Source organism: Celeribacter sp. SCSIO 80788 (genome assembly GCF_051054295.1).
GTDB lineage: Bacteria > Pseudomonadota > Alphaproteobacteria > Rhodobacterales > Rhodobacteraceae > Celeribacter.
The window spans coordinates 3,329,856-3,354,341 of sequence record NZ_CP150482.1; the positions used below are offsets into that span (position 1 = coordinate 3,329,856).

The 24,486-nt window shown below is 61.0% G+C and carries 22 protein-coding genes; 13 read left to right on the forward strand and 9 right to left on the reverse strand.

Translation table 11 applies throughout. The features are described from left to right. Positions 1-10: 10 nt before the first annotated feature. Together V1471_RS16810 and V1471_RS16815 are read right to left on the reverse strand one after the other, a co-directional pair. The gene (locus V1471_RS16810; RefSeq protein ID WP_434290268.1) at positions 11-1,018 is read right to left on the reverse strand and encodes an ABC transporter substrate-binding protein; all 1,008 of its coding nucleotides are present in this window, start codon (positions 1,016-1,018) and stop codon (positions 11-13) included. Between the two features lie 202 nt (positions 1,019-1,220). Beyond that, positions 1,221-3,197 carry a bifunctional 2',3'-cyclic-nucleotide 2'-phosphodiesterase/3'-nucleotidase gene (locus V1471_RS16815; RefSeq protein ID WP_434290269.1) on the reverse strand — a complete coding sequence of 659 codons (1,977 nt, stop codon included), beginning with the start codon at positions 3,195-3,197 and terminating at the stop codon, positions 1,221-1,223. A 271-nt stretch (positions 3,198-3,468) separates the two neighbouring features. On the opposite strand from V1471_RS16815, the gene nudC reads away from it, so the two are divergent. After that, a complete protein-coding gene (gene nudC, locus V1471_RS16820; RefSeq protein ID WP_434290270.1) occupies positions 3,469-4,392 on the forward strand; it encodes an NAD(+) diphosphatase in 924 nt (307 codons plus the stop codon). A gap of 52 nt (positions 4,393-4,444) precedes the next feature. Continuing rightward, on the forward strand, positions 4,445-4,918 hold the full coding sequence (locus tag V1471_RS16825) for an SRPBCC family protein (protein ID WP_434290272.1): 474 nt from the start codon (positions 4,445-4,447) through the stop codon (positions 4,916-4,918). Positions 4,919-4,949: 31 nt separating this feature from the next. Here V1471_RS16825 and V1471_RS16830 read toward each other — a convergent pair whose 3' ends face one another. Then, positions 4,950-5,780 carry a prephenate dehydratase gene (locus V1471_RS16830; protein ID WP_434290273.1) on the reverse strand — a complete coding sequence of 277 codons (831 nt, stop codon included), beginning with the start codon at positions 5,778-5,780 and terminating at the stop codon, positions 4,950-4,952. 129 nt (positions 5,781-5,909) lie between these two features. On the opposite strand from V1471_RS16830, the gene V1471_RS16835 reads away from it, so the two are divergent. From V1471_RS16835 to V1471_RS16855, 5 genes are all read left to right on the forward strand, one after another. Then, positions 5,910-6,428, forward strand: a complete 519-nt coding sequence (locus V1471_RS16835; RefSeq protein WP_434290275.1) for a c-type cytochrome — start codon at positions 5,910-5,912, stop codon at positions 6,426-6,428. Between the two features lie 185 nt (positions 6,429-6,613). Further along, complete coding sequence (locus V1471_RS16840) at positions 6,614-8,479, forward strand: extracellular solute-binding protein (protein WP_434290276.1); 1,866 nt, start codon at positions 6,614-6,616, stop codon at positions 8,477-8,479. Between the two features lie 24 nt (positions 8,480-8,503). Next, positions 8,504-9,616, forward strand: coding sequence for a microcin C ABC transporter permease YejB (locus V1471_RS16845; RefSeq protein ID WP_434290278.1), 1,113 nt, complete (start codon positions 8,504-8,506; stop codon positions 9,614-9,616). Positions 9,617-9,618: 2 nt separating this feature from the next. Further along, complete coding sequence (locus tag V1471_RS16850) at positions 9,619-10,731, forward strand: ABC transporter permease (RefSeq protein ID WP_434290280.1); 1,113 nt, start codon at positions 9,619-9,621, stop codon at positions 10,729-10,731. After that, entirely contained in the window at positions 10,728-12,335 is a 1,608-nt protein-coding gene (locus tag V1471_RS16855) for an ABC transporter ATP-binding protein (RefSeq protein WP_434290282.1), read from the forward strand. Before V1471_RS16850 ends, V1471_RS16855 begins: the two co-directional genes overlap by 4 nt. A gap of 73 nt (positions 12,336-12,408) precedes the next feature. Here the strand turns inward: V1471_RS16855 and V1471_RS16860 are convergent, their stop codons facing one another. Beyond that, positions 12,409-14,025 (reverse strand): serine hydrolase, encoded by a 1,617-nt coding sequence (locus V1471_RS16860; RefSeq protein WP_434290284.1) that lies wholly within the window; start codon positions 14,023-14,025, stop codon positions 12,409-12,411. 187 nt (positions 14,026-14,212) lie between these two features. Then, positions 14,213-14,911, reverse strand: a complete 699-nt coding sequence (locus V1471_RS16865; protein ID WP_434290286.1) for an HAD family hydrolase — start codon at positions 14,909-14,911, stop codon at positions 14,213-14,215. 138 nt (positions 14,912-15,049) lie between these two features. Between V1471_RS16865 and clpS the strand changes: the two genes are divergently transcribed. From clpS to V1471_RS16880, 3 genes are read left to right on the forward strand one after another with little or no spacing between them, the layout of a single operon-like run. Next, complete coding sequence (gene clpS / locus V1471_RS16870; RefSeq protein WP_211309169.1) at positions 15,050-15,376, forward strand: ATP-dependent Clp protease adapter ClpS; 327 nt, start codon at positions 15,050-15,052, stop codon at positions 15,374-15,376. 13 nt (positions 15,377-15,389) lie between these two features. Further along, positions 15,390-16,370 (forward strand): methyltransferase, encoded by a 981-nt coding sequence (locus V1471_RS16875; RefSeq protein ID WP_434290287.1) that lies wholly within the window; start codon positions 15,390-15,392, stop codon positions 16,368-16,370. Positions 16,371-16,397: 27 nt separating this feature from the next. After that, a complete protein-coding gene (locus V1471_RS16880) occupies positions 16,398-17,210 on the forward strand; it encodes an SDR family NAD(P)-dependent oxidoreductase (RefSeq protein ID WP_434290289.1) in 813 nt (270 codons plus the stop codon). 3 nt (positions 17,211-17,213) lie between these two features. On the opposite strand, the gene V1471_RS16885 is transcribed toward V1471_RS16880, so the two are convergent. After that, positions 17,214-17,588, reverse strand: coding sequence for a hypothetical protein (locus V1471_RS16885; protein WP_434290291.1), 375 nt, complete (start codon positions 17,586-17,588; stop codon positions 17,214-17,216). A gap of 118 nt (positions 17,589-17,706) precedes the next feature. Between V1471_RS16885 and hemF the strand changes: the two genes are divergently transcribed. Continuing rightward, entirely contained in the window at positions 17,707-18,600 is an 894-nt protein-coding gene (gene hemF / locus V1471_RS16890; protein WP_434290292.1) for an oxygen-dependent coproporphyrinogen oxidase, read from the forward strand. A 73-nt stretch (positions 18,601-18,673) separates the two neighbouring features. Here the strand turns inward: hemF and hemE are convergent, their stop codons facing one another. Continuing rightward, complete coding sequence (hemE, locus tag V1471_RS16895) at positions 18,674-19,708, reverse strand: uroporphyrinogen decarboxylase (protein WP_434290294.1); 1,035 nt, start codon at positions 19,706-19,708, stop codon at positions 18,674-18,676. 113 nt (positions 19,709-19,821) lie between these two features. Between hemE and hemC the strand changes: the two genes are divergently transcribed. Continuing rightward, on the forward strand, positions 19,822-20,766 hold the full coding sequence (hemC, locus tag V1471_RS16900; RefSeq protein ID WP_434290296.1) for a hydroxymethylbilane synthase: 945 nt from the start codon (positions 19,822-19,824) through the stop codon (positions 20,764-20,766). 3 nt (positions 20,767-20,769) lie between these two features. Here hemC and V1471_RS16905 read toward each other — a convergent pair whose 3' ends face one another. Then, positions 20,770-22,164: an FAD-binding oxidoreductase gene (locus V1471_RS16905; RefSeq protein WP_434290298.1), complete on the reverse strand. Its 1,395-nt coding sequence runs from the start codon at positions 22,162-22,164 to the stop codon at positions 20,770-20,772. Between the two features lie 117 nt (positions 22,165-22,281). Next, positions 22,282-23,637, reverse strand: coding sequence for an oxygen-independent coproporphyrinogen III oxidase (hemN, locus tag V1471_RS16910; RefSeq protein ID WP_434290300.1), 1,356 nt, complete (start codon positions 23,635-23,637; stop codon positions 22,282-22,284). A gap of 66 nt (positions 23,638-23,703) precedes the next feature. Here hemN and fnrL point away from each other — a divergent pair, with 66 nt between their 5' ends. After that, entirely contained in the window at positions 23,704-24,444 is a 741-nt protein-coding gene (gene fnrL / locus V1471_RS16915) for a transcriptional regulator FnrL (protein WP_066702717.1), read from the forward strand. The last annotated feature ends 42 nt before the right edge of the window (positions 24,445-24,486 follow it).

The window sequence follows — 24,486 nt, forward strand, 5'->3', positions numbered from 1 at the left end:
CGGGAAGAGATTACTTCAGCATGCGCGCGTCGGTGGCGGGCAGGTAGTCTTCGGTGAAGTAGAGGCTTGCGTCCGGCTCGGCCTTGAATTCATAGACCATTTTGAGCTGATCGAGGGAGCCTGCGAAACGCTCGGCGTCGATCCCGCCCATGCCGTTTGCCGCGACATAATCGGTGTAGACGTTGCCTTCGAGAGCCAGCTCAAGACGACGGGTTTCGAGATCGAGATCGGACGCCGGGTTGTACTTGATCATGTATTCGACGGAGGCTTTCGGATCGGCCATCGCGTCTTTCCAGCCATGCAGAACAGCGGCCACAAAGCCTTTGACGGCCTCCGGGTTCTCGGCGGCGAAGTCGGTGTTCACGATCAGGACGTTGCCGTAAAGGTTCACGCCGTAATCGGACATCATGATCGTCGAAATATCGTCTTCCGGTACACCAAGGCGTACGAGGTTCAGGAAGGACGAGAAGTTGAAGCCGGTGACGGCATCGACCTTGCCCTCGGCCAGCATCGGTTCGCGGGTCGGGAAGCCGACGGGTTCGACGGTGATTTTCGACATGTCGAGATCGTTCTCGGCGGCAAAAATCGGGAATTGCGCCCAGGCACCATCAGGCGGCGGCGCACCGAGGACTTTGCCTTCGAGATCTTTCGGAGCCTCGACGCCCAGAGATTTGCGGCCCACGACGGCAAAGGCCGGGGCGTCATAGATCATCATCATGCCGATGACCGGTGCGCCGGGGTTCTGGTCGAGGAATTTCACGAGGCTGTTGATGTCCGCCATGCCAACGGGGAAAGCGCCGGTGGCGACTTTCGGAATGGCGTCGAGCGAACCTTGGCCTGCGGAGATTTCCACGGCCAGATCGGCGTCGGAGAAATAGCCCTTTTCAATCGCGGTGAAGAAGGGCGCGGCCGGGCCTTCGAATTTCCAGTCGAGCGCGAAGGGCATCGCGGTCTCGGCATAGGCGGCAGACGCGGTCAAAGCGAAGGCGGCCATGGTAAGGATGGATTTGTGGAACATGAGACTCCCCTGTGTCGTTCGGGCACAGAATGACGCGCCGTTCACGTGGCCGCGAGATGTCCGGGAGATTGAGGTCGACAATCCTGTATACAATCCCGATGGATGCTTAAATAATTGGCAGAAGATTTCATTTTTGCCCATTTGGTAAACGAAAAAAGCGACCGCCGGGGCGATCGCTTTGTGTCATGAAAAGGAAATTGGCTCAGAGCGTGATGCGGAACTGGGCGAATCCGTCCGTGCCTTCGCCCGCGTCCTCGATGGTCAGACCTTCGAGATCGGCCAGATGCGTGCGCGCCGCCGGGCCGGTTTCGAACAACACGGTGGTGTCGCCCAGAGGCGCCAGAGACCAGTTGTTGTCGGCTTTCGGATTCACCGTGCCCTGATCGACGATATAGCGCACGATGATGTCGCGGTTGGTGTCCGGCCCTTCGAAAATCACGGTCGAGCCATCTGCGCCGGGGAAGGTGCCACCGCCGCCCGCGCGGTAATTGTTGGTGGCGACGACGAACTCCATGTCGTCGGTCACAGGCGCACCGTTGAAAGTCAGATTGACGATGCGCGAGGCGTCCGGGTTCAGCGGCTCGCCATGGGAGTCGAAGCGCGAAGGCTGCGAAATGTCGATCTGATAGGTCACGCCGTCGATCACGTCGAAATTGTAGGAGGCGAAGTCGGGGTTCAGGAGCACCGCGTCTTTCGCGCCTTTCTCGACCTGATTGAACATGCCCGCGGAGCGCTCAAGCCAGCCCTTGAGCTGCGCACCCGTGATGCGCACGGCGCGGATGGTGTTCGGGTAGAGATAGAGATCGGCAACGTTTTTGATCGCCACATCACCCGGCGCGACATCGGTGTAATATTCGGGGCCGCCACGACCGCCGGCCTTGAACGGGGCCGCGGCGGAGAGGATCGGCAGGCCTTCGTGTTCGGTGCCTTTCATCATCTCGGCGATGTACCAAAGCTGAGCGTTGGAGACGATCTGGACGGACGGATCATCGGCGACGAGCGCGAAATAGGAATGCAGAGGGGCCGCGGTTTTGCCGACGGCGCGGCGGACATATTCGAGCGTCTGCTCGTGAATGTCCTGAACCGAGGCCAGAACCGGCTCGACGCTTTCCACCAGCGGCGTGATGGAGCGGTCTTCCTCGCGTTGCGAGATCGGGCGGGTCTCGACGGAGCTTGTTACCACGCGCCATTGCCCACCGTCTTTTTCCAGAAGCAGATCCATGACGCCCAGATGCGAGCCCCAATAGCCGCCCATGACGGCGGGTTTGCCGTGGATCAGGCCGTTCACGGAGTCCACCGCCGCGTAGCCATCATAGGTGGGCGAGGGGAAGACGAGGTGGGAGTGGCCGGTCAAAAGCGCATCGATCCCGTCGATTTCGGCGAGCGGAACGGAGGCGTTTTCCATGCCTTCGGTGTGCGCGGCGGCACCGATGCCAGAGTGGTTCAGCGCAATGATGATATCGGCGCCTTTCTCCTTCATCTCCGGCACATAGGCGCGGGCGGTCTCGACGATGTCGCGGGCGTTGACGTTGCCTTCGAGGTTCTTGCGGTCCCACATCATGATCTGCGGCGGCACGAAGCCGATCAGCCCGACCTTGATCTTATGCGTCTCGCCCGCGCCATCGGTCAGCTCGCGGTCGAGGATGACATAGGGCGGGATGAGGGTTTTGTCTTCACGCGGGGTCGCGCCCATTTCGGTGACGACGTTGGCGGAAATCACCGGGTAATTCGCCCCCGCCAGCGCTTTCATCAGGAAGTCGAGACCGTAGTTGAATTCGTGGTTGCCGAGTGTCGAGGCGTCGAAGCCCACGGTGTTCATCGCAGTGATCACCGGGTGCATGTCGCCGTCTTTCATGCCGCGCTCATAGGCGATGTAATCGCCCATCGGGTTGCCCTGAAGGAAATCGCCGTTGTCCAGAAGCATGGAGTTGGTCGCCTCGGCGCGCACGGCATTGATATGCGCGGTGGTGCGGGCGAGACCGACGGTGTCCACGGGCTTGTCCGCATAATAGTCATAAGGGAAGACGTGGACGTGCAAATCGGTGGTTTCCATGATCCGCAAATGTGCCTGATTTGTGCTGGCGCGCGCGGAAAAGGGGTGAAGAGCAATCAAAGCCGTTCCTGCGATTGTGCCCGACAGAAAGCCGCGGCGATTTATGTTCTTGTTCGAATGGTCCATGATGCATCTCCTTTTTAGATGAAGAGGTTGGCGCGACCATTCCCGGGTCACAAGACAAACATGTGACAAGATCGAATTTACCAAGTGGTTTCAGCGCTGCAAACCATTTTGGGTTGCCTTTTTGGGCATGATTGCAACTTAAGATTGTATATTCAATCTGTTGTCGCATTCTGGCAACAGGATCGTTGCGGAATGTGACAAAGCGCCGTCCTGTTCCGGGCGCGACCACGCCACGCTGGCTCTTGTCACAATTGCCGCCTATGTCCGTCGCATGGACAAGACGATTGTGACACTTTCCGGTGGGACGTTGAACCGGGCGGCGCATCTGCGCGACAATCGGCCTTCGGGGCCCGATGCGAAATTTATGCCGCTCTGGTGCGGGCATCTGGCGCTGCGCGGTGAGGCGCTTTGTCTGCTGGAGGCGGGCGAGGTGGAACTGCCGGAGGGGCAGGAGATTTTCCTCGGGCTCATGCCGGACGGCGCGCCGGTTTTTACACGGGATGTCAGTGTATTGTCGCCTTTGGACGATGATCTGCCCTCGCTCTGGTCGCAGGAGGGATTTGCGGTCGAGACCCTGCCGGGGATGCAATTTTACGATCTGCGCGCGGTGATGACCCGGCTCACAGCTTTGGAGGCGGAGCTGGCATCGACCGGGCGGGCGTTGTTCGACTGGCATCGACGTCATGGGTTTTGTGCCCATTGCGGAGAAAAGACCGCACCCGGACAAAGCGGTTGGCGGCGGGATTGTCCGGCCTGCGGGGCGGAGCATTATCCGCGCACCGATCCGGTGGTGATCATGCTGGTGACCCGTGGCAATGAGGTGCTTTTGGGCCGCAACGCCAATTGGCCGCAGGGCATGTATTCGCTTTTGGCGGGGTTTGTCGAACCGGGCGAGCCGATCGAGGCGGCGGTGCGGCGCGAGGTGTTCGAGGAGGCGGGCGTGCGGGTCGGCCGGGTGGACTATGTCACCAGCCAGCCCTGGCCCTTCCCGGCGTCTCTGATGCTGGGCTGTCGCGCCGAGGCGCTGAGCCGGGAGATCACCCTCGATCCCGCAGAACTGGAGGATGCGCGCTGGGTGCGACGCGAAGAGATGGCGCTGGCGCTGGCGGGTCGCCACCCGGAGATTGCCGCCGCGAGAAAAGGCGCTCTGGCGCAGGTTCTGCTGAGCAAGTGGGTTGCAGACGACTGGGATTAACGGGATAAGATTTCCCTTGGGGAAGGACCGGGTCAGAGGCAGGTGAGCAGGTATGAAGTTTTCGACGCGTCAGGACATTGAGGCCCCAGCCGCTTTCGTTTTCGAAAAGATCACCGATTTCGAAGGTATGGAGCGGCAGGCGATGCGTCGTGGCATCGATGTGGCGCGCAAACGTCCGTCACAGCCGCGGGGGCTCGGCGCGGGTTGGTCTCTCAAAGTGCCGTTTCGCGGCAAACTGCGCGATCTGGACGCCGAAATCAGTGAATTCGATGCGCCGAATGTGCTTGGCGCGACGGCGGTTTCCGGCGGGCTGCACATGCAGTTGAATGTGGAGCTTGTGCCGCTGTCGCCGCAGCGCACGCGACTGAGTTTCGGCTTTGATGTGCGTCCGCAAACCCTGTCGGCGCGGATTCTGGTTCAGTCGGTGAAATTCGCCAAGGGCACGTTGCAGAAACGCTTCGAGAAGCGTGTCTCCAGCTATTGCGAGCATCTCTCCGAACAGTATCAGGGCGCGCCGAAGGTCTGATCCTGCGCGCCTGATCGTCATCTGCTCGACCTCAGGAACGACGCGGGTCCGCCGGGTAAACGCCGAGAATTTCGACCATTTCCGTGAAGTAACGCAGCTCGTCGAGGGCGAGCTGGACGTTGCGGTCGCCCGGGTGGCCTTCGATGTCGGCATAGAATTGGGTGGCGGTGAAGACACCGTCGACCATGTAGCTTTCCAGCTTGGTCATGTTCACGCCATTGGTCGCGAAACCACCGAGCGCCTTATAGAGCGCGGCGGGAATGTTACGGACCCGGAACATGAAAGCGGTGACCATCTTTTCGGCGCGGCGGGAATAATCCGGTTCGCGGGCCATGATGAGAAAGCGCGTGGTGTTGAGCTTGTGATCCTCGATATGGCGTTCGAGCACGTCGAGGCCGAGAATTTCGCCCGCCAGTTCAGAGGCGAAAGCGCCGATGCTCGGGTCGCCGGTTTCCTTGATCGAGCGCGCGGCGGCGGCGTTGTCGGACCAGTTGACGGTTTCGATGCCATGGGCGTGGATGAACTTGCGCGCCTGCCCCAGCAGGACGGACATGGCGCGGGCCTGTTTGATGTCGGCGGTTTTGGTGCCGGGCAGGCCGAGCAGGTTCACATGCACGCGGACGAAGGTTTCGCCGATGATGTGCAAGCCGCTGTCGGGCAGGAGGTGATAGACATCCTGCACCCGGCCATAGGTCGAATTTTCGATGGCGATCATGCCGATGTCGGCGCGTTCGGAGCGCACCGCCTCCATCGCATCTTCGAAGGTGGGGCAGGGCAGGGGCTCGTAATCCGGGCGGGCTTCGAAGCAGGCCTGATGCGAATAGGAGCCAAGCTCCCCCTGAAATGCGATCCGCTTTGTCATTTTTGCCCCTTTTCGTACATTTCTTTTGCGCTAACCTGTATGGGCTCCGGTCTTATACCTTGAAATGAAGCAGGGGAAGCGGGTAGAGAGCGGGAGCGCGCGATGAACCCACAATGAACGGAACGCGAAATGTTCAAGACTATGACCCTTGTGAAGATCGTCGGAGGCCTGTGCGGCACCTTCGCTCTTTTTGTGATCGCCTATCTGGCGAGCGATTCGATCTACGCGATGAAGGCCGGAAGTCATGACGGCGAAGTCATGCAGGCCTATGTCATTGCCACCGGTGAAGACGATGGGGCTGCCGAAGAGGTTGTCGAAGTGAGCTTCGACGAGCTTCTCGCCTCCGCGGATCCGGCCAAGGGCGAAAAAGTCTTCGCCAAATGCAAAGCCTGCCACAAGGTGGACGGCTCCAACAGCACCGGCCCGCATCTCGACGGCGTGTTCGGGCGTGCGGTCGGCACCGTGGGCGATTTCGGGTATTCCGAAGCGGTCGCCGGTCATGGCGGGACATGGGATGCGGAAACGCTCAACACCTATCTGGCTGATCCGAAAAACGCGATTCCGGGCAACAAGATGTCCTTCGCCGGTCTGCCCAAAGACACGGACCGCGCCAATATCATCGCCTATCTTCAGTCGATCTCCGGCTGATCTCCCGCGATCTGTTCGCGCGTCGCCCGCATGCGACGCATCTGAAACCCCCGTCGGCCGCACCGGTGGGGGTTTTGTTTTGCGATCGGCCCGCGATCACGCAATTTCGAGCGCATGTAACTTGCATGTCATGACGCCTGCACATTACCGTCAGGGGAACAAAGCTATTTGTCCGGAGGACGACCATGACCGCACGCCCCCTGTTCCTGAAAACCCTTTCCGTTCTGGCCGCATTGGCCTTGGGGAGTGGCGGGGCATCGGCGGAGGAGGCGATCACCTCCACATGGTACTCCGACTGGAACGAGGCGAAATACGCCGAAGCCTTCGACCATCTCGGGTACGTCAATCCGGAGGCACCGAAGGGCGGGAAGATCACCATCGGTATGGTCGGCACTTTCGACAGCATGAATCCCTTCTCGACCTTGTCGGGGACCCCTGCGGCGCTGTCCTCGTCGATGTACGAGCGGCTGATGACTTCGACGGCGGACGAATACAAGGCGGTGAGCTATTGTCTGCTCTGTACCTCGCTCGAATACCCCGAAAGCAAGGATTGGGTGATTTTTCATCTGCGCGAGGATGTGACCTTCTCCGACGGCACGCCGATGACCGCCGAAGATGTGGTTTATACCCATAACAAAATGATTGCCGAAGCGACGCCGTCGTGGCGTGCGGGGGTGTCGGCGATGATCAAAAGCGTCGAGGCGCTCGATGCGCACACGGTGAAATTCACCTTTCAGCCGGACATTCCGCGCAATGGTTTGATTGATCAGGCAGGCGCGTCGATTGTCATGAAAAAAGCGTGGTTCGAAGAAACCGGCGCGCGGCTCGATGAAAAACGCTATGAGACCTCGCCGGGCACGGGTGCTTACATGCTTGCCGGATACGATGCCGGCCAATGGGTCGAATACAAACGCAACCCGGATTATTGGGGCAACGATCACCCGTTCAACAAGGGCCGCAACAATCTCGACACCATCCGCGTGGTGTATTTTGGAGATACCATCGCGGCGTTCGAGGCGTTCAAGGCGGGGGATATCACCTTCCGTCAGGAAAGCTCCTCGCTGCAATGGGCGACGGGTTATGATTTTCCGGCGCTCGACAAGGGCTGGGTGAAGAAGGAGACGCTTCACAACGGGTCGATGCCGCCCGCCTACGGGTTGTTGTTCAACCTGCGGCGCGAGAAGTTTCAGGACCGCAATGTGCGGCTGGCGCTTGGGCTGATGTATAATTTCACCTGGACCAACGAGACCCTGCAATACGGGCTGTTTTCACAGCGCGAGGCGATGTGGCAGGCCCCGGGGTTGATGGCCGAGGGGCTGCCGGAGGGCGAGGAGTTGCAAATTCTCGAAGGGGTGAAGGACGATCTGCCGGAGGCGATCTTTACCGAGGAGGCGTTCCTGCCGCATGTCTCCGGCGAGCTTTCTCTGGACCGCAAGAATATGCGCAAAGCCATCGCGCTATTGGCCGAGGCCGGGTATGCGCCCGGCAGCGACGGCAAGATGCGCAACGCGAAGGGCGAGGTGTTGTCGGTGGAGTTTCTGGAAAGCAACCCGTCGTGGGATCGGATCATCAAGCCTTATATCGAGAACCTGAACGCGCTGGGCGTGGATGCGAGTTACAACCGGATCGACCCGAACCAATATCAGGCCCGCAGCCAGAGCTTCGATTACGACATGATCTACGATGGCTATGCGAACGGGTTCGAAGAAGGCTCGGGTTTCCTGCAAAAATACGGCTGTGAGAGCGTGGACGATGTCTTCAATCCCGCAGGCTATTGCAACCCGGCAATCGAGACCATCGGCAACGAGCTGATGAAGGTGAAGAGCTATGAGGAAATGTCGGCCATGGTGCGCGCCGCCGACCGGATCATGCGCTATGACTATTTCATTGTGCCCGCGCATATGAACGACAGCCATTGGGTCGCCTATTACGACATGTACGAGCACCCGGACGCGGATACGATGCCGCCCTTGGCGCTGGGCTATCTGGACTTCTGGTGGGTGAACGCCGACAAGGAGGCCGCGCTGCGGTCCGCAGGCGCCCTGAAATAAGAACGACAACGAGCAGGACGGTTCATGGGAGCCTATATTCTACGGCGTTTGCTGCTGATCATCCCGACGCTGATCGGGATCATGGTGGTGAACTTCGCCCTGACGCAATTCGTGCCCGGCGGGCCGATCGAGCAGGTGCTGGCCAATCTTCAGGGCGAAGGCGATGTGTTCGAGAACATCACCGGCGGTCAAGGGGACGTGAATGTCTCCATCGATGGCAAGGCGGCGAACCAGTCCGCCAACACCTATGAAAGCGAATATGCCGGGGCGCGTGGCTTGCCGCCCGAATTCATCGCCGAGCTGGAGCGTCAGTTCGGCCTCGACAAACCGCCGCTTGAGCGGTTTCTCGGCATGATGTGGAACTATGTCCGGTTCGATTTCGGTGAGAGCTATTTCAAGTCCGAAAAGGTTCTGGACATGGTCTGGGACAAGCTGCCGGTGTCGATTTCGCTGGGGCTTTGGGCGACGCTGATTTCCTATATGATCTCGATCCCGCTTGGCATTCGTAAGGCGGTGCGCGACGGGACGCGGTTCGACACATGGACCTCCGGGATCATCATCGCAGCCTACGCGATCCCCGGATTTCTCTTTGCGATCATGCTTTTGGTGCTGTTCGCGGGCGGGTCGTATTTTCAGATTTTCCCGCTCCGTGGCCTGACCTCCCCCAACTGGTCGGAGATGTCGCTTCTGGGCAAGATCGGAGATTACTTCTGGCACATCACGCTGCCGGTTCTGGCCTCGGTGATCTCGTCCTTCGCCACGCTGACGCTTTTGACGAAGAATTCCTTCCTCGATGAAATCCGCAAACAATACGTTGTGACCGCCAAGGCCAAGGGCCTGCCGGAACACCGCGTGCTTTATGGCCACGTCTTTCGCAATGCGATGATGATCGTGATCGCGGGCTTTCCGGGGCTGTTCCTTGGCGTGTTCTTCGGCGGCTCAGTGATCATCGAAACGCTGTTCTCCCTCGATGGCCTGGGGCGCATGGGCTATGAGGCCGCGTTGGCGCGCGACTATCCGGTGATCTTCGGCACGCTGTTCTTCTTTGGTCTGATCGGCCTCGTTATCGGGATTCTGTCGGATCTGATGTATGTCTTTGTCGATCCCCGGATTGATTTCGAGCGGAGGGACACATGAAGATGTCCGGGAAATTGTCTGAGCTGAACCGTCGGCGCTGGCGGAATTTCAAATCGAACAAGCGGGCCTATTGGTCGCTGATCCTGTTCTCGATCCTGTTTGGCCTGTCGCTCTTTGCCGAGTTTCTGGCGAATGACAAACCGATCCTCGTGCAATATCGCGGCAGCTACTACATGCCGATCTTCAAATTCTACCCGGAAACGGAGTTCGGCGGGGATTTCGCCACAGAGGCGGTTTATCGCTATCCGGAGGTGCAATGCCTGATCGAAACCGGCGGGCTGGTCGATTGTTTCGATGACCCCGAAGGCTATCTCGAAGACGCCCAAGACGGCGTGATCGACGGTGATAAGATCGAGAAAGGCTGGATGATCTGGCCGCCCATTCGCTATTCGTTCAACACGCAGGTCGAAGGGCCCGGCGCCGCGCCCTCGCCGCCGACGCGCCAGAACTGGCTGGGCACCGATGATACCAAACGCGACGTGGTCGCCCGCGTGATCTACGGTTTCCGCCTGTCGATTTTCTTCACGCTGATCGTCTCTATCGCCTCGTCGCTCGTGGGCGTGATCGCGGGCGCCATCCAAGGCTTCTTTGGCGGGCGCACCGACCTGATTTTCCAGCGCGTGCTTGAAATTTGGGGCGCGATGCCCTCGCTCTATGTGATCATCATCCTGTTCGCCATTCTCGGGCGAAGTTTCTGGCTATTGGTCTTTGTCACCATCCTGTTCGGCTGGACTGCGCTTGTCGGCGTGGTGCGGGCGGAATTCCTGCGGGCGCGGAATTTCGAATATATCCGGGCCGCCCGCGCGCTTGGGGTGTCGAACCGGACGATCATGTTCCGCCATATGCTGCCCAATGCGATGGTGGCGACGCTGACCATGCTGCCCTTCATCGTCACCGGCAACATCGGCACGCTGGCGTCTCTGGACTTTCTGGGCTTCGGCCTGCCGTCGTCTTATCCGTCTCTGGGCGAGCTGACGCTTCAGGCGAAACAGAACCTTCAGGCGCCGTGGCTCGGCTTCACCGCGTTTTTCACCTATGCCATCATGCTGTCGCTTCTGGTCTTCATCTTCGAAGGCGTGCGCGATGCGTTTGACCCGAGGAAGACCTTCCGATGAGCCTTTTGGAGTACAAAGACCTGCGCATCGGGTTCCGTCAGGATGGCGGGGTCGTTGAGGCGGTGAAGGGCGTGAGCTTTTCCATCGAGAAGGGCGAAACGGTTGCGCTTGTGGGCGAGTCCGGCTCCGGAAAATCGGTGACGGCGCTCTCTTGTGTGAACCTTCTGCCGGACACTTCGGTCATCGAAGGTTCCGTGACCTATCAGGGGCAGGAGCTTGTGGGCGCCTCCGAGAAAGAGCTTCGCAAACTCCGGGGCAATGACATCAGCTTTATTTTCCAAGAGCCGATGACCTCTTTGAACCCTCTTCACACCTTGGAAAAACAGCTCGCCGAAGTGCTTTTGATCCACCACGGCATGACCGGGGCCGCGGCGCGGGAGCGGGTGATCGAGCTTTTGGGGCAGGTCGGCATTCACGACCCGGAAACCCGGCTCAAGGACTATCCGCACCAATTGTCCGGCGGGCAGCGGCAGCGTGTGATGATCGCCATGGCCTTGGCGAACAAGCCCGAGTTGCTGGTGGCCGACGAACCGACCACCGCGCTCGACGTGACGATTCAGGCGCAGATTCTGGAGCTTCTGGCCGAGCTGAAACAGAGCCTTGGCATGTCGATGCTGTTCATCACCCACGACCTGAATATCGTGCGCAAGATCGCGGATCGGGTCTGTGTGATGAAAAACGGCGAGATCGTCGAGGCGGGCGTGGCCTCCGAGATTTTCGCCAATCCGCAACACCCCTATACCCAGATGCTTCTGGCGGCCGAGGCGACGGGGCGTCCGGGGCCTGTGCCCGAGGGGGCGGAGGTTGTGGCGGAGACCAAGGATTTGCGCATCTGGTTCCCGATCCAGCGCGGTCTGCTGCGCAAGACGGTCGGCCATGTAAAGGCGGTGAATGCCGCGACGCTGACGGTGCGCGAAGGCGAGACGGTGGGCATTGTCGGCGAATCCGGGTCGGGCAAGACGACACTGGCGCTTGCGATGATGCGGCTGATTTCCTCCGAAGGGCCGGTGGTGGTCCTGGGGCAGGACATTCAGGGCTGGCCGAACAAGAAACTGCAACCGCTCCGCGCGGATATGCAGATTGTGTTTCAGGACCCTTACGGCTCTCTGTCGCCGCGGATGACGGTGGAACAGATCATCGCCGAAGGTCTGGGCGTGCATCATGTCGAGGGCTATGCCTCGAAAGAACAGGCGGTGATCGACATCATGCGCGAGGTCGGGCTCGATCCCGACACGCGGCATCGCTATCCGCATGAATTCTCTGGCGGGCAGAGGCAACGCATCGCCATCGCCCGGGCGATGATCCTGAAACCGCGTTTGGTGGTGTTGGACGAACCGACCTCGGCGCTCGATATGACGGTGCAGGTGCAGATCGTGGAGCTGCTGCGCAGTTTGCAGGCGAAGCACCGGCTGGCTTACCTTTTCATCTCGCACGATCTGCGGGTGGTGCGGGCGCTGTCGCACAAGGTTTTGGTGATGAAGCGCGGCGATGTGGTCGAGATGGGCACGGCGGAGGAGATTTTCGAAGCGCCGAAACAGGCCTATACCCGTGCGTTGGTGCGGGCTGCGCTGGACCTCAAGGTGGAGGAGGGGGCGGGCGTCTGAACGCCGATGCTCTGTGAACATGAAAAAAGGCGACCGGTGAAGGTCGCCTTTTTTGCGTCTGGGAGGGATGGGCTCAGGACGGCCCGATCGTGTTGCAATCGGTGCCACGGGCTTCGAGACGGCGGCAGGTGAGCGCCGCCATGTCCTCGGTCATGCCGAGGAAGTTTGCGTCGAAACCGCGCTTGGTCTGCACCACCTTGCGCAGCGCACCGTCGAGCATCTCCACCTCGCTCAGCGCGGTTTTCAAAAGCTCCTTGCGGGCCTCGTATTCGCTGCCATAGGTGCCGATGTTGATGCCCCAGTAGCGGTTGCCGGAGGTCGACAGCCGGGTGACCACCTCGGGGGCGCTGACAGCCGGCTCGACGGCGATGGCGGAGGTCGGTTCGATGGAGGCGAGTTGCAGCGTCGCGGGCCGTGGCAGCGGAGCGACGGTGGGAACGACGGCCTGAGCGACGACGGGTTTGATTTCGGTGGGGGCGGTTTGCGGTGCGAGTGTCGGTGTCACTGCGGGCATTTCGCTGGGCTGAGCGCGTGCAGCCTCGGCCAGAAGCGTCGTGGCCTCTGTGGCGGCATCGCTGGCGGCGGCGAGGATGGCGGCGTCCTGTTCGGCCTTCGCCAGCGCCGACATCACATCGTCAGACGCCGCGAGCAGAAGCTCTTCGGTTTCCGGCGCCAGGGCCTGCGCCGGGCGCAGTTTCGGCAGCGGGCTCGCACTCATCTTGGTGCTCACGCGAATGATTTTCGACACGGTTGCGGGTGTGTCCTGATTGGCGGCCACCATGACCGTATCGCCGCCGATCTTGCCGAGGTAGGGCGGTTTCGCGGGTTTCACCACGGCGACACGGCTCGGTGCACGTTTGAAGCCGAGGTCCATCAGCTCTGCCACCTTGGCATTGCGCGTGGCGGTGGATTTGCCGCCGAACACGGTGGTGATGATGCGCTGATCGCCCCGGTGGGCCGAGGCGGTGAGGTTGAACCCGGACGCGACGGTGTACCCGGTCTTGATGCCGTCTGCGCCTTCATAGGAGGTCAGGAAGCGTGTGTTGGTATGGGACACCATGCGCACACCTGCATCGGCGGTGGTGCGGGAGAACAGGTTGTAATAATCGGGATAGTCGTAAAACAGGTGCCGCCCGAGGACGCTCATGTCACGGGCGGTCGAAAGGTGGCCCTCCTCGGTGAGGCCATGGGCGTTCTTGAAGGTGGTGCGCGACATGCCGAGCGCCTTGGCCGTGCGGTTCATCCGACGCGCAAAGGCGGCCTCCGAGCCTTCGATGGCCTCGCCGATGGCGGTTGCGGCATCGTTGGCGGATTTCACGGCGGCGGCACGGATCAGATAGCGCAGCTTGATTTTCTGACCGGGGCTGAGACCGAGTTTCGAGGGCGCCTCATTGGCGGCATTGCGGGAGATCGTCACATCGTCATCAAGTGAAATTTCGCCGTGTTCAATGGCCTCGAAGGCGATGTAGAGCGTCATCATCTTGGTGAGCGATGCCGGGTGCAACCGGGTGTCGGCATTGGTGGCGTGAAGCACCTTGCCGTTGCGCGCATCCATCACCAGAGCGGCGTATTCCGCAGCCATGGTGCGCGCCGACATCGCGATCATCATCGCGAAGGCGATCAGAAGGAGAGGGAAAATGCGTCCTGTTCCGGCACGCGGGACACCCCGTGCCTGCACGTTGCTCTTCATGATAACTCTGCCTCGTCTTGTCGGATCATGTCGCCCGACTTGTGTTTGGTCAAAAGCTAGCACAGGCTTTGCGTCGAGAAAACCACCAATTTTCAAGGGTTTTCAAGGCGTGTATTGTTGCAACGCCATATTTGGTGGCGGCAGGGCGGCATTCCACCACATCGGGCGCATGCCCAATGCGATTTTCTCAGAGCGAGCCGATCAGAACCGGCAGCTCGCGCAGGGTCGAAAGGCTGCGGTATCGCGGATGGCCCTCCGGCGCTTCGGCATGTTCGAGGGCCCAGGTGATGTTATGCGGGACATAGACGCCCCAGGCTCCGACCTCGATCGGGGGCAGGACATCGGATTTCATCGAATTGCCGACCATCATCGCGCGGTCGGGCGCGACGCCATGACGGGCGAAGAGGCTGCGGTAGACCTCGGGCGTCTTGGTGGAGACCACCTCGACCCCGTCGAACAGATCGCCCAGTCCGGACTGGGCGAGTTTGCGCTCCTGATCGAGCAAATCCCCCTTGGTCACCAAGAGGATCTTATGGGTTTCGGCGAGGGCGCCCACGGTTTCCTCGACCCCGTCAAGCAGATGGATCGGATGGTGCAACATCTCCTGACCGGCGGCGATCAATTCACTGATGACACCGGCGGGGACGCGCTCCTCGGTCACTTCGATGGCGGTTTCGATCATCGAGAGGACGAAACCCTTGATGCCGAAGCCGTAATGCCCGAGGTTGCGCCGCTCGGCGGCCAGCAGGCGTTCGGCGAGGTGATCGGCTTCGGTGAAATCGGTCAGAAGCTCGGCGAATCTGTCCTGAGTGATGCGGAAGAACTCTTCGTTTTCCCACAGGGTGTCGTCGGCATCGAAGGCGATTGTAACGAGTTTATCGGGCATGTGATCGGCGTTCCTTTACCGCTTTCGGCATAACCCTCTTTATTCATGCGCAAAAGGGGCTATATATCGGCAAATGATCCCGCCAAGATGTAGCAACGTGAAACCGGAGACGACAGAGTGATCCTCGCGCCTCAGATGATGGCAGACAATGACGACCGGTCGAACGACGACGGCGATGTCGGTCTTGCGCTCAAGACCCGGCCGAAGACCAAACGCCCGCCGCTCTACAAAGTCTTGCTCTTGAACGACGATTACACGCCGATGGAATTCGTTGTGCTGGTGCTCGAGCGGTTTTTCGGCATCGGTCACGCACATGCGACCGAGATCATGTTGACCGTGCACAAGAAAGGCCTTGCCGTGGTGGGGGTGTTTCCTTTCGAGATTGCGGAGACCAAGGTGCAGCAGGTGATGGAATTCGCCCGCCGCCACCAGCACCCGCTGCAATGCACGATGGAAAAGGAATAGGCGTTTCCCCGCCATGCTGTCCGCTCGTCTCCCCCTGATCCTTGAGGGCTCTGCGCCCGTGACGACCGCCGTGGTCTATCGCCCGCATGGCGATGTGGACCTGTCGGCTCTGGACGGCGCGACGGTGCAGATCGTGCAGGGGTTCAAACCCGATGTCGATGCCCTGATGGCGCGCGGGTATGATGTCAGGACCGAGGCCGCAGGACGGTTCGATCTGGCCGTGGTTCTGGTGCCGCGCTCCAAGGCGGAGGCGCATGCGCTGATCGCCGATGCGGCCAGCCGCGCGGATCTGGTGATCGTCGACGGGCAAAAGACCGACGGCATCGACAGCATTCTGAAAGAGCTGAAGAAACGCGCGACGGTCGGGCAGATCGTTTCCAAGGCGCATGGCAAGGCTGTCGCATTCACCGGGGGCGATTTTTCCGACTGGGCCGACCCCGGTCCGCTGCATCTGATCGCGGGATTCACCACCCGTTTGGGTGTGTTTTCGGTCGACCGGATCGACAAGGCTTCCGAGGCGCTTGTGGCCGCATTGCCCGCGAAACTCCCGGCGAAAATTGCCGATCTCGGGGCGGGCTGGGGCTATCTCTCTCGCGCGATCCTAGACCGCGACGGCGTCAAGGAATTGCATGTGGTCGAGGCGGAAGCGGCCGCCCTTGCCTGCGCACGCGACAATCTCGACGATCCTCGGGTGACGTTTCACTGGGAAGACGCCACGCGTTTTACCCCGCCCAAACCGCTTGATGCGGTGATCATGAACCCGCCGTTTCACACCAGCCGCGCCGCCGATCCGGCGCTTGGGCAGGCGTTCATCGAGGCGGCCAGCCGGATGCTTGCGCCCCATGGCGAGCTTTGGCTGGTGGCGAACCGACAGTTGCCCTATGAGGCGACGCTCGCCGCCTGTTTCGGCACATATGCCGAGATCGGCACCTCGGCGGGCTTCAAACTGCTGCACGCCGCGAAACCCCTTCGCAAAGCGGTCAAGAGGCCCTAGGGTCTGAGCAAACACACAGGAGCCAGCATGAGCTTTTCCATCGAAGGCAAGACCGCGATCATCACAGGTGCGGCCAATGGCGTCGGACTCGCTATCGCCCGGCATTTCCTGGCTCAGGGCGCGCGCGTGATGTGCGCGGATATGGACGAGGCCAGTCTTTCGGCGGAATACGGCGATCTCGTTGGCGGCGAAAATCCGCAGGTGGCGTATTTCGCGGGCGATTTGCGGGAAAAACTGACCATCGCGAACCTGTTGTCGGCGACGATCGACGCGTTCGACGGGGTCGATATTCTCGTCAATGCCTCGCGTCAGGTGGCGATGAGCGATCCGCTTTCGGTCGAGGACGACAATGTCGCCCAGTTGATCGATCAGAACCTGATGACCTCGCTGCGGCTCATTCAGCAGGTGGCGAAATGGATGATCAAGAACGCGGAGAAATCCGAGGAGGGAGATACCAGTGTGGGTGCCATCGTCAACCTGTCCTCAATCGCCGCACGGCGCTGTCAGCCGGAACTTCTGGCCTTTTCGATCTCGTCGGGCGCGGTGGATCAGATGACGCGGGCGATGGCGGTGGCGCTTGCGCCGCATCGCATCCGCGTCAATGCCGTGGCGTTCGGGTCGGTGATGAGTTCGAGCCTTCAGGACATGCTGTCGGACAATCCCGATTACCGTAGCGAGATCATCGCCAAGACCCCGATGGGGCGCGTGGCACCGGCCACCGATGTGGCGGAAACCGTGCAATACCTCGTGTCTGAGGGTTCAGGCTTTATGACCGGACAGATCCTGACCGTGGATGGCGGGCGCACGCTGGTCGATCCGGTGCTTGCGCCCACGCATTGACGATCACTCGGGATACTGCACCTTGCAGGCCTCGATGGCGGTATTCGCCTCGATCTGAAGCTGAGCTTCTTTCTTCTTGAGGGCGGCGAGTTTCGCGGCTTCGGCGTCGAGATCGATGGATTTCGGCACCATGCGGGTCTCGACGTCCGGCACACGGCAGAAGATCGGTTTGCCTTTGTCATTGGTGCCGCAGCGCTCGATGTCGTAGTCGATATATTCTTTCTCGACGAGCGCGTAACCGCGGTCGATATTGCCTTCGGCCTCTTTGATAAAGCTCTGAACCTGACGCAAATCCTTGGTCGCACGGGAAATGCACATCTGTTGTTCGGAACAGGCGACGAGCAGCGGCAGCACCGCCAGTGGAATGAGCCAACGCATCGGAAATCTCCTTTCCCTGTATACACGCGATCATAGCGCGTTTCCGTCGCAGGGGAAGGGTGCTTGCCCCCGATGCCATCTTGTTGTTACCTCTCGTCGACGGCGAAGAGGAGACCCCATGACACATGAGATGACCCATGAGAAGGCGCGCGCGAGTGCGTGGTTCCGCCAGTTGCGCGATCAGATCGTGTCGGCTTTCGAGGCTCTGGAAGACACCCAGCTCAGCGGGCCTTTCGCAGGGCATCATGCCGGGCGTTTCGAGGTGACGGAAACCACGCGCGACGCCGAGGACGGATCGGACGCGGGCGGCGGTCTCATGTCGGTGATGCGCGGCGGGCGCGTGTTCGAAAAGGTCGGGGTTAATGTCTCCACCGTCTACGGCACGTTGGGCGAGCGGGCGCAAATGGCCATGGCGGCGCGCAAGGGTCTTCCGGGGATGAAGGACGATCCGCGGTTCTGGGCCGCGGGAATCTCCCTTGTCGCGCATATGCAAAACCCGCATACCCCCGCCGTTCATATGAACACGCGGATGTTCTGGACGCCGCATGGCTGGTGGTTCGGCGGCGGATCGGATCTCAATCCCTGCATCGAATATGCCGAAGACACGGTGGCGTTCCATGCGGTTCAGAAAGAGCATTGCGACCGCCACGATCCCGAGTATTACCCGAGGTTCAAGGCCTGGGCGGACGAATATTTCTATATCCCGCATCGGGGTCGGGCGCGTGGTGTCGGCGGGATTTTCTACGACGATCTCAACACGGGCGATTGGGAAAAGGACTTTGCCTTCACTCAGGACGTGGGGCGCGCCTTCCTGCCCTCTTTCCTCGGGGTGACGGAAAAACGCCGTGACACGCCCTGGAACGAGGCCGACAAGGATCGCCAGCTCGTCCATCGTGGCCTCTATGCCGAATACAATCTGGTCTACGACCGAGGCACGAAATTCGGGTTGGAGACGGGGCACAACCCTGACGCCGTATTGATGTCCCTGCCGCCGATGGCGAAATGGGTGTGACGGCTTTCTGATGGCCTAAATACTCAAAAAGCCCCGCTTTTGGCGGGGCTTTCTCGTTTAGGTTTTTCGTCGTTCAGGCGTTTTCGCGCAGCGTCTCGATCATCAGGCTGACATTGTCCGGGTCCGCGTCCGGCGTGATGCCGTGGCCGAGGTTGAAAATATGGGGGCCGTGCGAGAAGGCCTCGCGCACATGGCGGACCTCGTCGATCAGCGCCTGACCGCCCGTGACCATATGCGAGGACGCCAGATTGCCCTGCACGCAGCCGTCTTTCTGGACATTGGCCGCGCCCCATTCCGGCGTGACGGAATTGTCGAGCGCGACGCAATCGACGCCGGTTTTGCCATGAAACCCGATATAACCCGCGCCCGCCTCGCGGGGGAAGCCGATCACCGGGATGCCCGGATGGCGGGCTTTCAGTTCCGCCGTGATCTTGCGGGTCGGTTCGACAGCGTATTTTTCGAACGCTTCACCCTTGAGGCTTCCGGCCCAGCTATCGAAGATTTTCACCACTTCGGCGCCGGCCTGAATTTGCTGGTCGAGATATTCGATGGTGCCTGCGGTCAAGAGATCGATGACCTTTTCGAAGAGCGCCGTGTTGCCCATCCGCAGCGCATGCGCGGGCCCCTGATCGGGGGTGCCGCGTCCGGCGATCATATAGGTCGCAACGGTCCATGGCGCACCGGCAAAGCCGATGAGCGTCGTTTCCTTCGGCAATTCACGCGACAGGATGCGCACGGTCTCATAGACCGGGGCAAGCGTGTCGTGAATGTCGTCCTTGCCCTTGAGTTTTGCGAAATCCGCATCCTCTGTGATGGTCGACAGGCGCGGGCCTTCGCCGGTGACGAACCAGAGATCGGCCCCAAGCGCCTGCGGCAACAACAGGATATCGGCGAACAGGATCGCCGCATCGAAGCCATAGCGACGGATCGGTTGCAAAGTCACCTCGGCGGCCAGATCCGAATTGTAACACAGCGACAGGAAATCCCCGGCCTCAGCGCGCGTCGCGCGATATTCCGGCAGGTAGCGCCCGGCTTGCCGCATCATCCAGATCGGCGGCACCTTTTGTACCTCGCCTCTGAGCGCTTTCAGGATCGTCTTGTCGGTCATTTCGGGCCTCCCGTCATCATCCCCGCACTGGTCCCCGGCTTGCGCGCTTTTGTCAAGCGCAGAGGGTGTTTTCGACGCTTGTCAGGCCGATCCGCCGCAGGTAAGCCTTGGCCATGACAGTGACACTTCCGACCCCCGCAGCCCCTCTGAAAATCGGCACCCGTGGCTCGCCGCTCGCTTTGGCGCAGGCCTTTGAGACGCGGTCGCGCCTTATGACGGCCTTCGATCTGCCGGAGGACGCGTTCGAGATCGTGACGATTTCCACGCGCGGCGACCGGGTTCAGGACCGCTCCTTGCGCGAGCTGGGCGGCAAGGGATTGTTCTCCAAGGAGATCGAGGAATTTCTTCTGACCGGCGAAATCGACATTGCCGTGCACTCGACCAAGGATATGTCGGTGATGCAGCCGGAGGGGTTGATCCTCGACACGTACCTGCCGCGCGAAAACCCGTTCGATGCGTTCATCACACTCGATGGCAAGGCGCTTGCCGATCTGCCGCAGGGGGCTGTGGTCGGGTCTTCGTCCTTGCGGCGTAAGGCGCAGTTGCTGAACAAACGGCCCGACCTTGAGGTCGTGGAATTCCGCGGTTCGGTGCAGACCCGGCTGCAAAAGCTCGAAGAGGGCGTGGCGGATGCGACGTTCCTTGCGATGGCCGGGCTCAATCGGCTGGGCTACGATCATGTGCCGCGCCGCGCCGTGACGGCCGAAGAGATGCTGCCCGCCGTGGCGCAGGGTGCGATTTCCATCGAGCGGCGCGAGGGGGACGCGATGGTCGCGGAGATGCTTTCCGCACTGCATGACGTCAAGACCGGGCAGGCGATGGCCTGTGAACGGGCGTTTCTGGCCAAGCTTGATGGCTCCTGTCAGACCCCGATTGCCGGGCTGGCCGAGGTCGATGGCGGCACGATCCGTTTGCGCGGAGAGATTCTGCGCACCGATGGCTCGGAGAGCCTGACGGACGATATGTCCGGCGCGGTCGAAGATGCCGCCGCGATGGGCGTCGAGATGGCGACGAAACTTCTGGAACGCGCGGGCGCCGGGTTCTTCGACTGGAAATAACGCTTACGGCAGCGTTTTTCCGGGGTTGAGGATGCCTTTCGGGTCAAACGCTGCTTTCACCGCGCGCATCATCTCCAGAGCGACCGGGTTCTTGCGGCGCTCCATCGAGGGCAGTTTCGACAGGCCGATGCCGTGTTCAGCGGAGAAACTGCCGCCCATTTCGCGCACGATTTCCTCGACCTCTTCCATAAGGGGATCGGCCAACTCATAGGTGCTCGGGTACACGGTATAGTGAATATTGCCGTCGCCCAGATGCGCGACGGGGCAGGTTTTGAACCCCGGATCGAGCGCGCGCAGACGCGTTTCCGCCTGATCCATGAAAGCCTCGAGCCGGTCGAGCGGCAGACATAGGTCGTTGATCACCACGGGCTTCTCGGCGGTGGAAATCTCCGCCGCCGCCTCGCGGATTTCCCACATCAGCGCGCGCTGTGCCTCCGATTGCGCGAGCGCTGCGTCGAGCACCAGACCCTCTTCGAACAACACGCCCAGCGTCTCTTCGAGATGGCTGACGAGCGGGATCTGCCCGGTCTCGTCGGGGGTGCAATCGCGCAGCATGGTGGAGCCGATCTCTAGGAAAATCGTGTGATCCTGATCGTGGCCCAGAGGCGGGGTCAGATCGGCGCGGAAGCGGGCGAGATTGTCCATATAGCCGCGCGGCATGTACTCGAAGGCCTCGACCATACCGCCGGTGCGGGTCTGGAGCGCGTTCAACAGGTTGAGCGCAGCGGACAGCCCGGTGGTGGTGACCATGGCCGTGGCATGGGCTTTGGGCGCCGGGTAGAGTTTCAGCACGGCGGCGGTGATGACGCCCAGCGTGCCCTCCGAGCCGATCATCAGATCGCGCAAGTCGTAGCCCGAATTGTCCTTGTGCAGCTCGCTCATCAGATCGAGCACCCGCCCGTCGGCCAGAACCACCTCGACGCCGAGACACAGATCGCGGGTGTTGCCATAGCGCAGCACGTTCGAGCCACCGGCGTTGGTCGCAAGCGTGCCGCCGATCCGGGCGGAGCCGCGCGCGCCGAAGGTCATCGGATAGGTCAGGCCATGAGCTTCGGCGGCGTCGTGCAGGTCCTGTAGGATCACGCCGGCCTCGACCACGGCGATGCGGGCCTCCGGGCGGATCTCGCGGATCGTCTGCATCCGGTCGAGGGAAAGGATCAGCGCGCCGTCTGCGGCGGTGGCACCGGTCAGCCCGGTGTTGCCGCCCATCGGGACCACAGGCGTTTCGGTCTCATGGCAGAGCGCCAGAATGGCGGAAACCTCGGCGGTCGTGCGAGGACGGACCACGGCCAAGGGAGAGGTTTCATATTTTCCGACCCAGTCGCGGCCATAGGGCAGGGCGTCGTCGCCCGTGAGCACATGGGGCGTAATGGCTTTGAGGCGGGAAAGAATGTCCATGATCGGTCTCCGGTTTGTCCGCCGGGTGTCCTGCAAATCCCCGGCAATGGCAAGGGCCAGACAGAGAAAGACCCGCGCTATTGGCGGGTCTTTTTCGGCGTTTGGGAGGTGATGCGCTCAGACGGCGGAGGAGTGTTGCGCCTGTGTCATGTCATAGGCATCGAAGTGGCGCGCGATCATGCGGGTGAGCGGGCGGGCCTCTTCACGGATCACGATGCGTTCGGACGAGATGTCGAGCATCTCGGGGAAGGCTTCGGCGGCGCTGGTCGCGAAGTCGTTGAATTCCGCCTGTGTGAGACCGTAGACCTCAGACAGTTCCGCCGCCTCGACCCGGAAATCGCACATCAGCGCCTCGATGATCCGACCGCGCAGGTGGTCCTCTTCGGTGAAGCGGTGGCCCTTGGCGATGGGCAGGAGACCCGCGCGCACATCGGCCTGATATTTCGAGGTCGAGGGCTGGTTCTGGGCATAACCGCCCGGATATTTCGCAATCGAAGAGGCACCGATGCCGACCATGGTCGGGCATTTGTCGTCGGTATAGCCCTGGAAATTGCGGCGCAGCTTGCCGGTGCGCAGGGCGACTTCGAGCCCGTCGCCCTTTTTCGCAAAATGGTCGATGCCGATCTCGGCGTAATTGTCCCAGACGAAAAGGTCGCGGGCGGTGTTGAACAGGTCGAGCCGCTCTTCGGGCGTCGGAAGTTCGTCGGTCGGGATCATGTTCTGCCGCCGGGCCATCCAGGGCACATGAGCATAGCCGAACAACGCCACCCGGTCTGGCGCGAGCGACAGGAGTTTCTGCACGCTCTCGGAGATTTTCTCCCGGGTCTGGCCCGGAAGCCCATAGAGAATGTCGGCATTCAGAGAGCGAATGCCACGGGCGCGGAGGCCCTCGACGGCGGCTTTCGTGGTCTCATAGGACTGAATGCGGCCGATGGTTTCCTGAATCTGCGGATCGAAATCCTGCACGCCGATGGAGGCGCGGTTCATCCCCGCTTCGGCGAGCGCATCGAGACGCGCGTCGTCGATCTCGTTCGGGTCGACTTCGACAGAGAACTCGTAGTCTTGCGCAAAAGGCGCGAGATCGTGGATCGCGCCCGAGAGATCGGCGATCATCCCGGCTTCCAGAAGCGTTGGCGTGCCGCCGCCCCAGTGCAGATGGCCGATCTCGATGCCTTCGGGCAAATGCGCCTTCACAAGCGCAAGCTCCGCTTTCAGCGTTTCGACATAGGCCGCGACCGGTCCGGCTGTCGTGGTGCCCTGAGTCCGGCAGGCGCAGAACCAGCAGAGGCGGCGGCAAAACGGAACGTGGACATAGAGAGAGATCGGCTCGGCCGGGTTGAGCGCGGAAAGCCACGCGGCTACGTCATTTCCTCCGACGGTGTCGGAAAAATGCGGTGCCGTTGGGTAGCTTGTGTACCGGGGGACACGAGCGTCAAAAAGGCCAAGCTTGCGGAGTTGCGTGTGTTTGTTCATAGAGATACGCTGTAGCCCATCAAAGATCGGGTGCATTGACCCAGATCAAGAATTGCGAGCGCGCGAATGAACGAAATTGTGTTTGACCATAAAGAGTGCGGGTCCTGCCCGATCCGGCATCGGTCCGTCTGTGCGCGCTGCGAGGCGGATGAGCTCGAAGAACTCGATGCGATCAAATACTATCGTTCCTACGAAGCCGGTCAGCCGATCGTGTGGTCCGGCGACCGGATGGATTTCGTGGCCTCGGTGGTGACTGGCGTGGCCTCGCTCAGTCAGGCGATGGAGGACGGGCGGACCCAGATGGTCGGGCTGTTGCTGCCGTCGGATTTCCTTGGGCGTCCCGGTCGCGATGCGGCGCCTTACGACGTGGTGGCGGTGTCGAACCTGACGCTGTGCTGTTTCCGTCGCAAGCCGTTCGAACAGATGATGATCCGCACGCCGCATGTGGCGCAGCGCCTGCTTGAAATGACGCTCGACGAATTGGATGCGGCGCGGGAGTGGATGTTGATTCTCGGGCGTAAGACCGCGCGGGAGAAGATCGCCTCGCTTCTGGCCATCATCGCCCGGCGCGAGGCGTCGCTGGCGCTGACCACGGCAGGCGATGGGATGGATTTCGAACTGCCGCTGACGCGCGAGGCGATGGCCGATTACCTCGGACTGACGCTCGAGACCGTGTCGCGGCAAATCTCTGCGCTCAAACGCGACGGGGTGATCACGCTCGAAGGCAAGCGCAAGGTGATCATTCCCGATTTCGACCGGTTGCAGATCGAGACTGGCGATGACAATGACGGTGGGCTGATGGTCTGATCCATCGCTTTGATTATAAAAAGAAACCCCGCAGAGTGATCC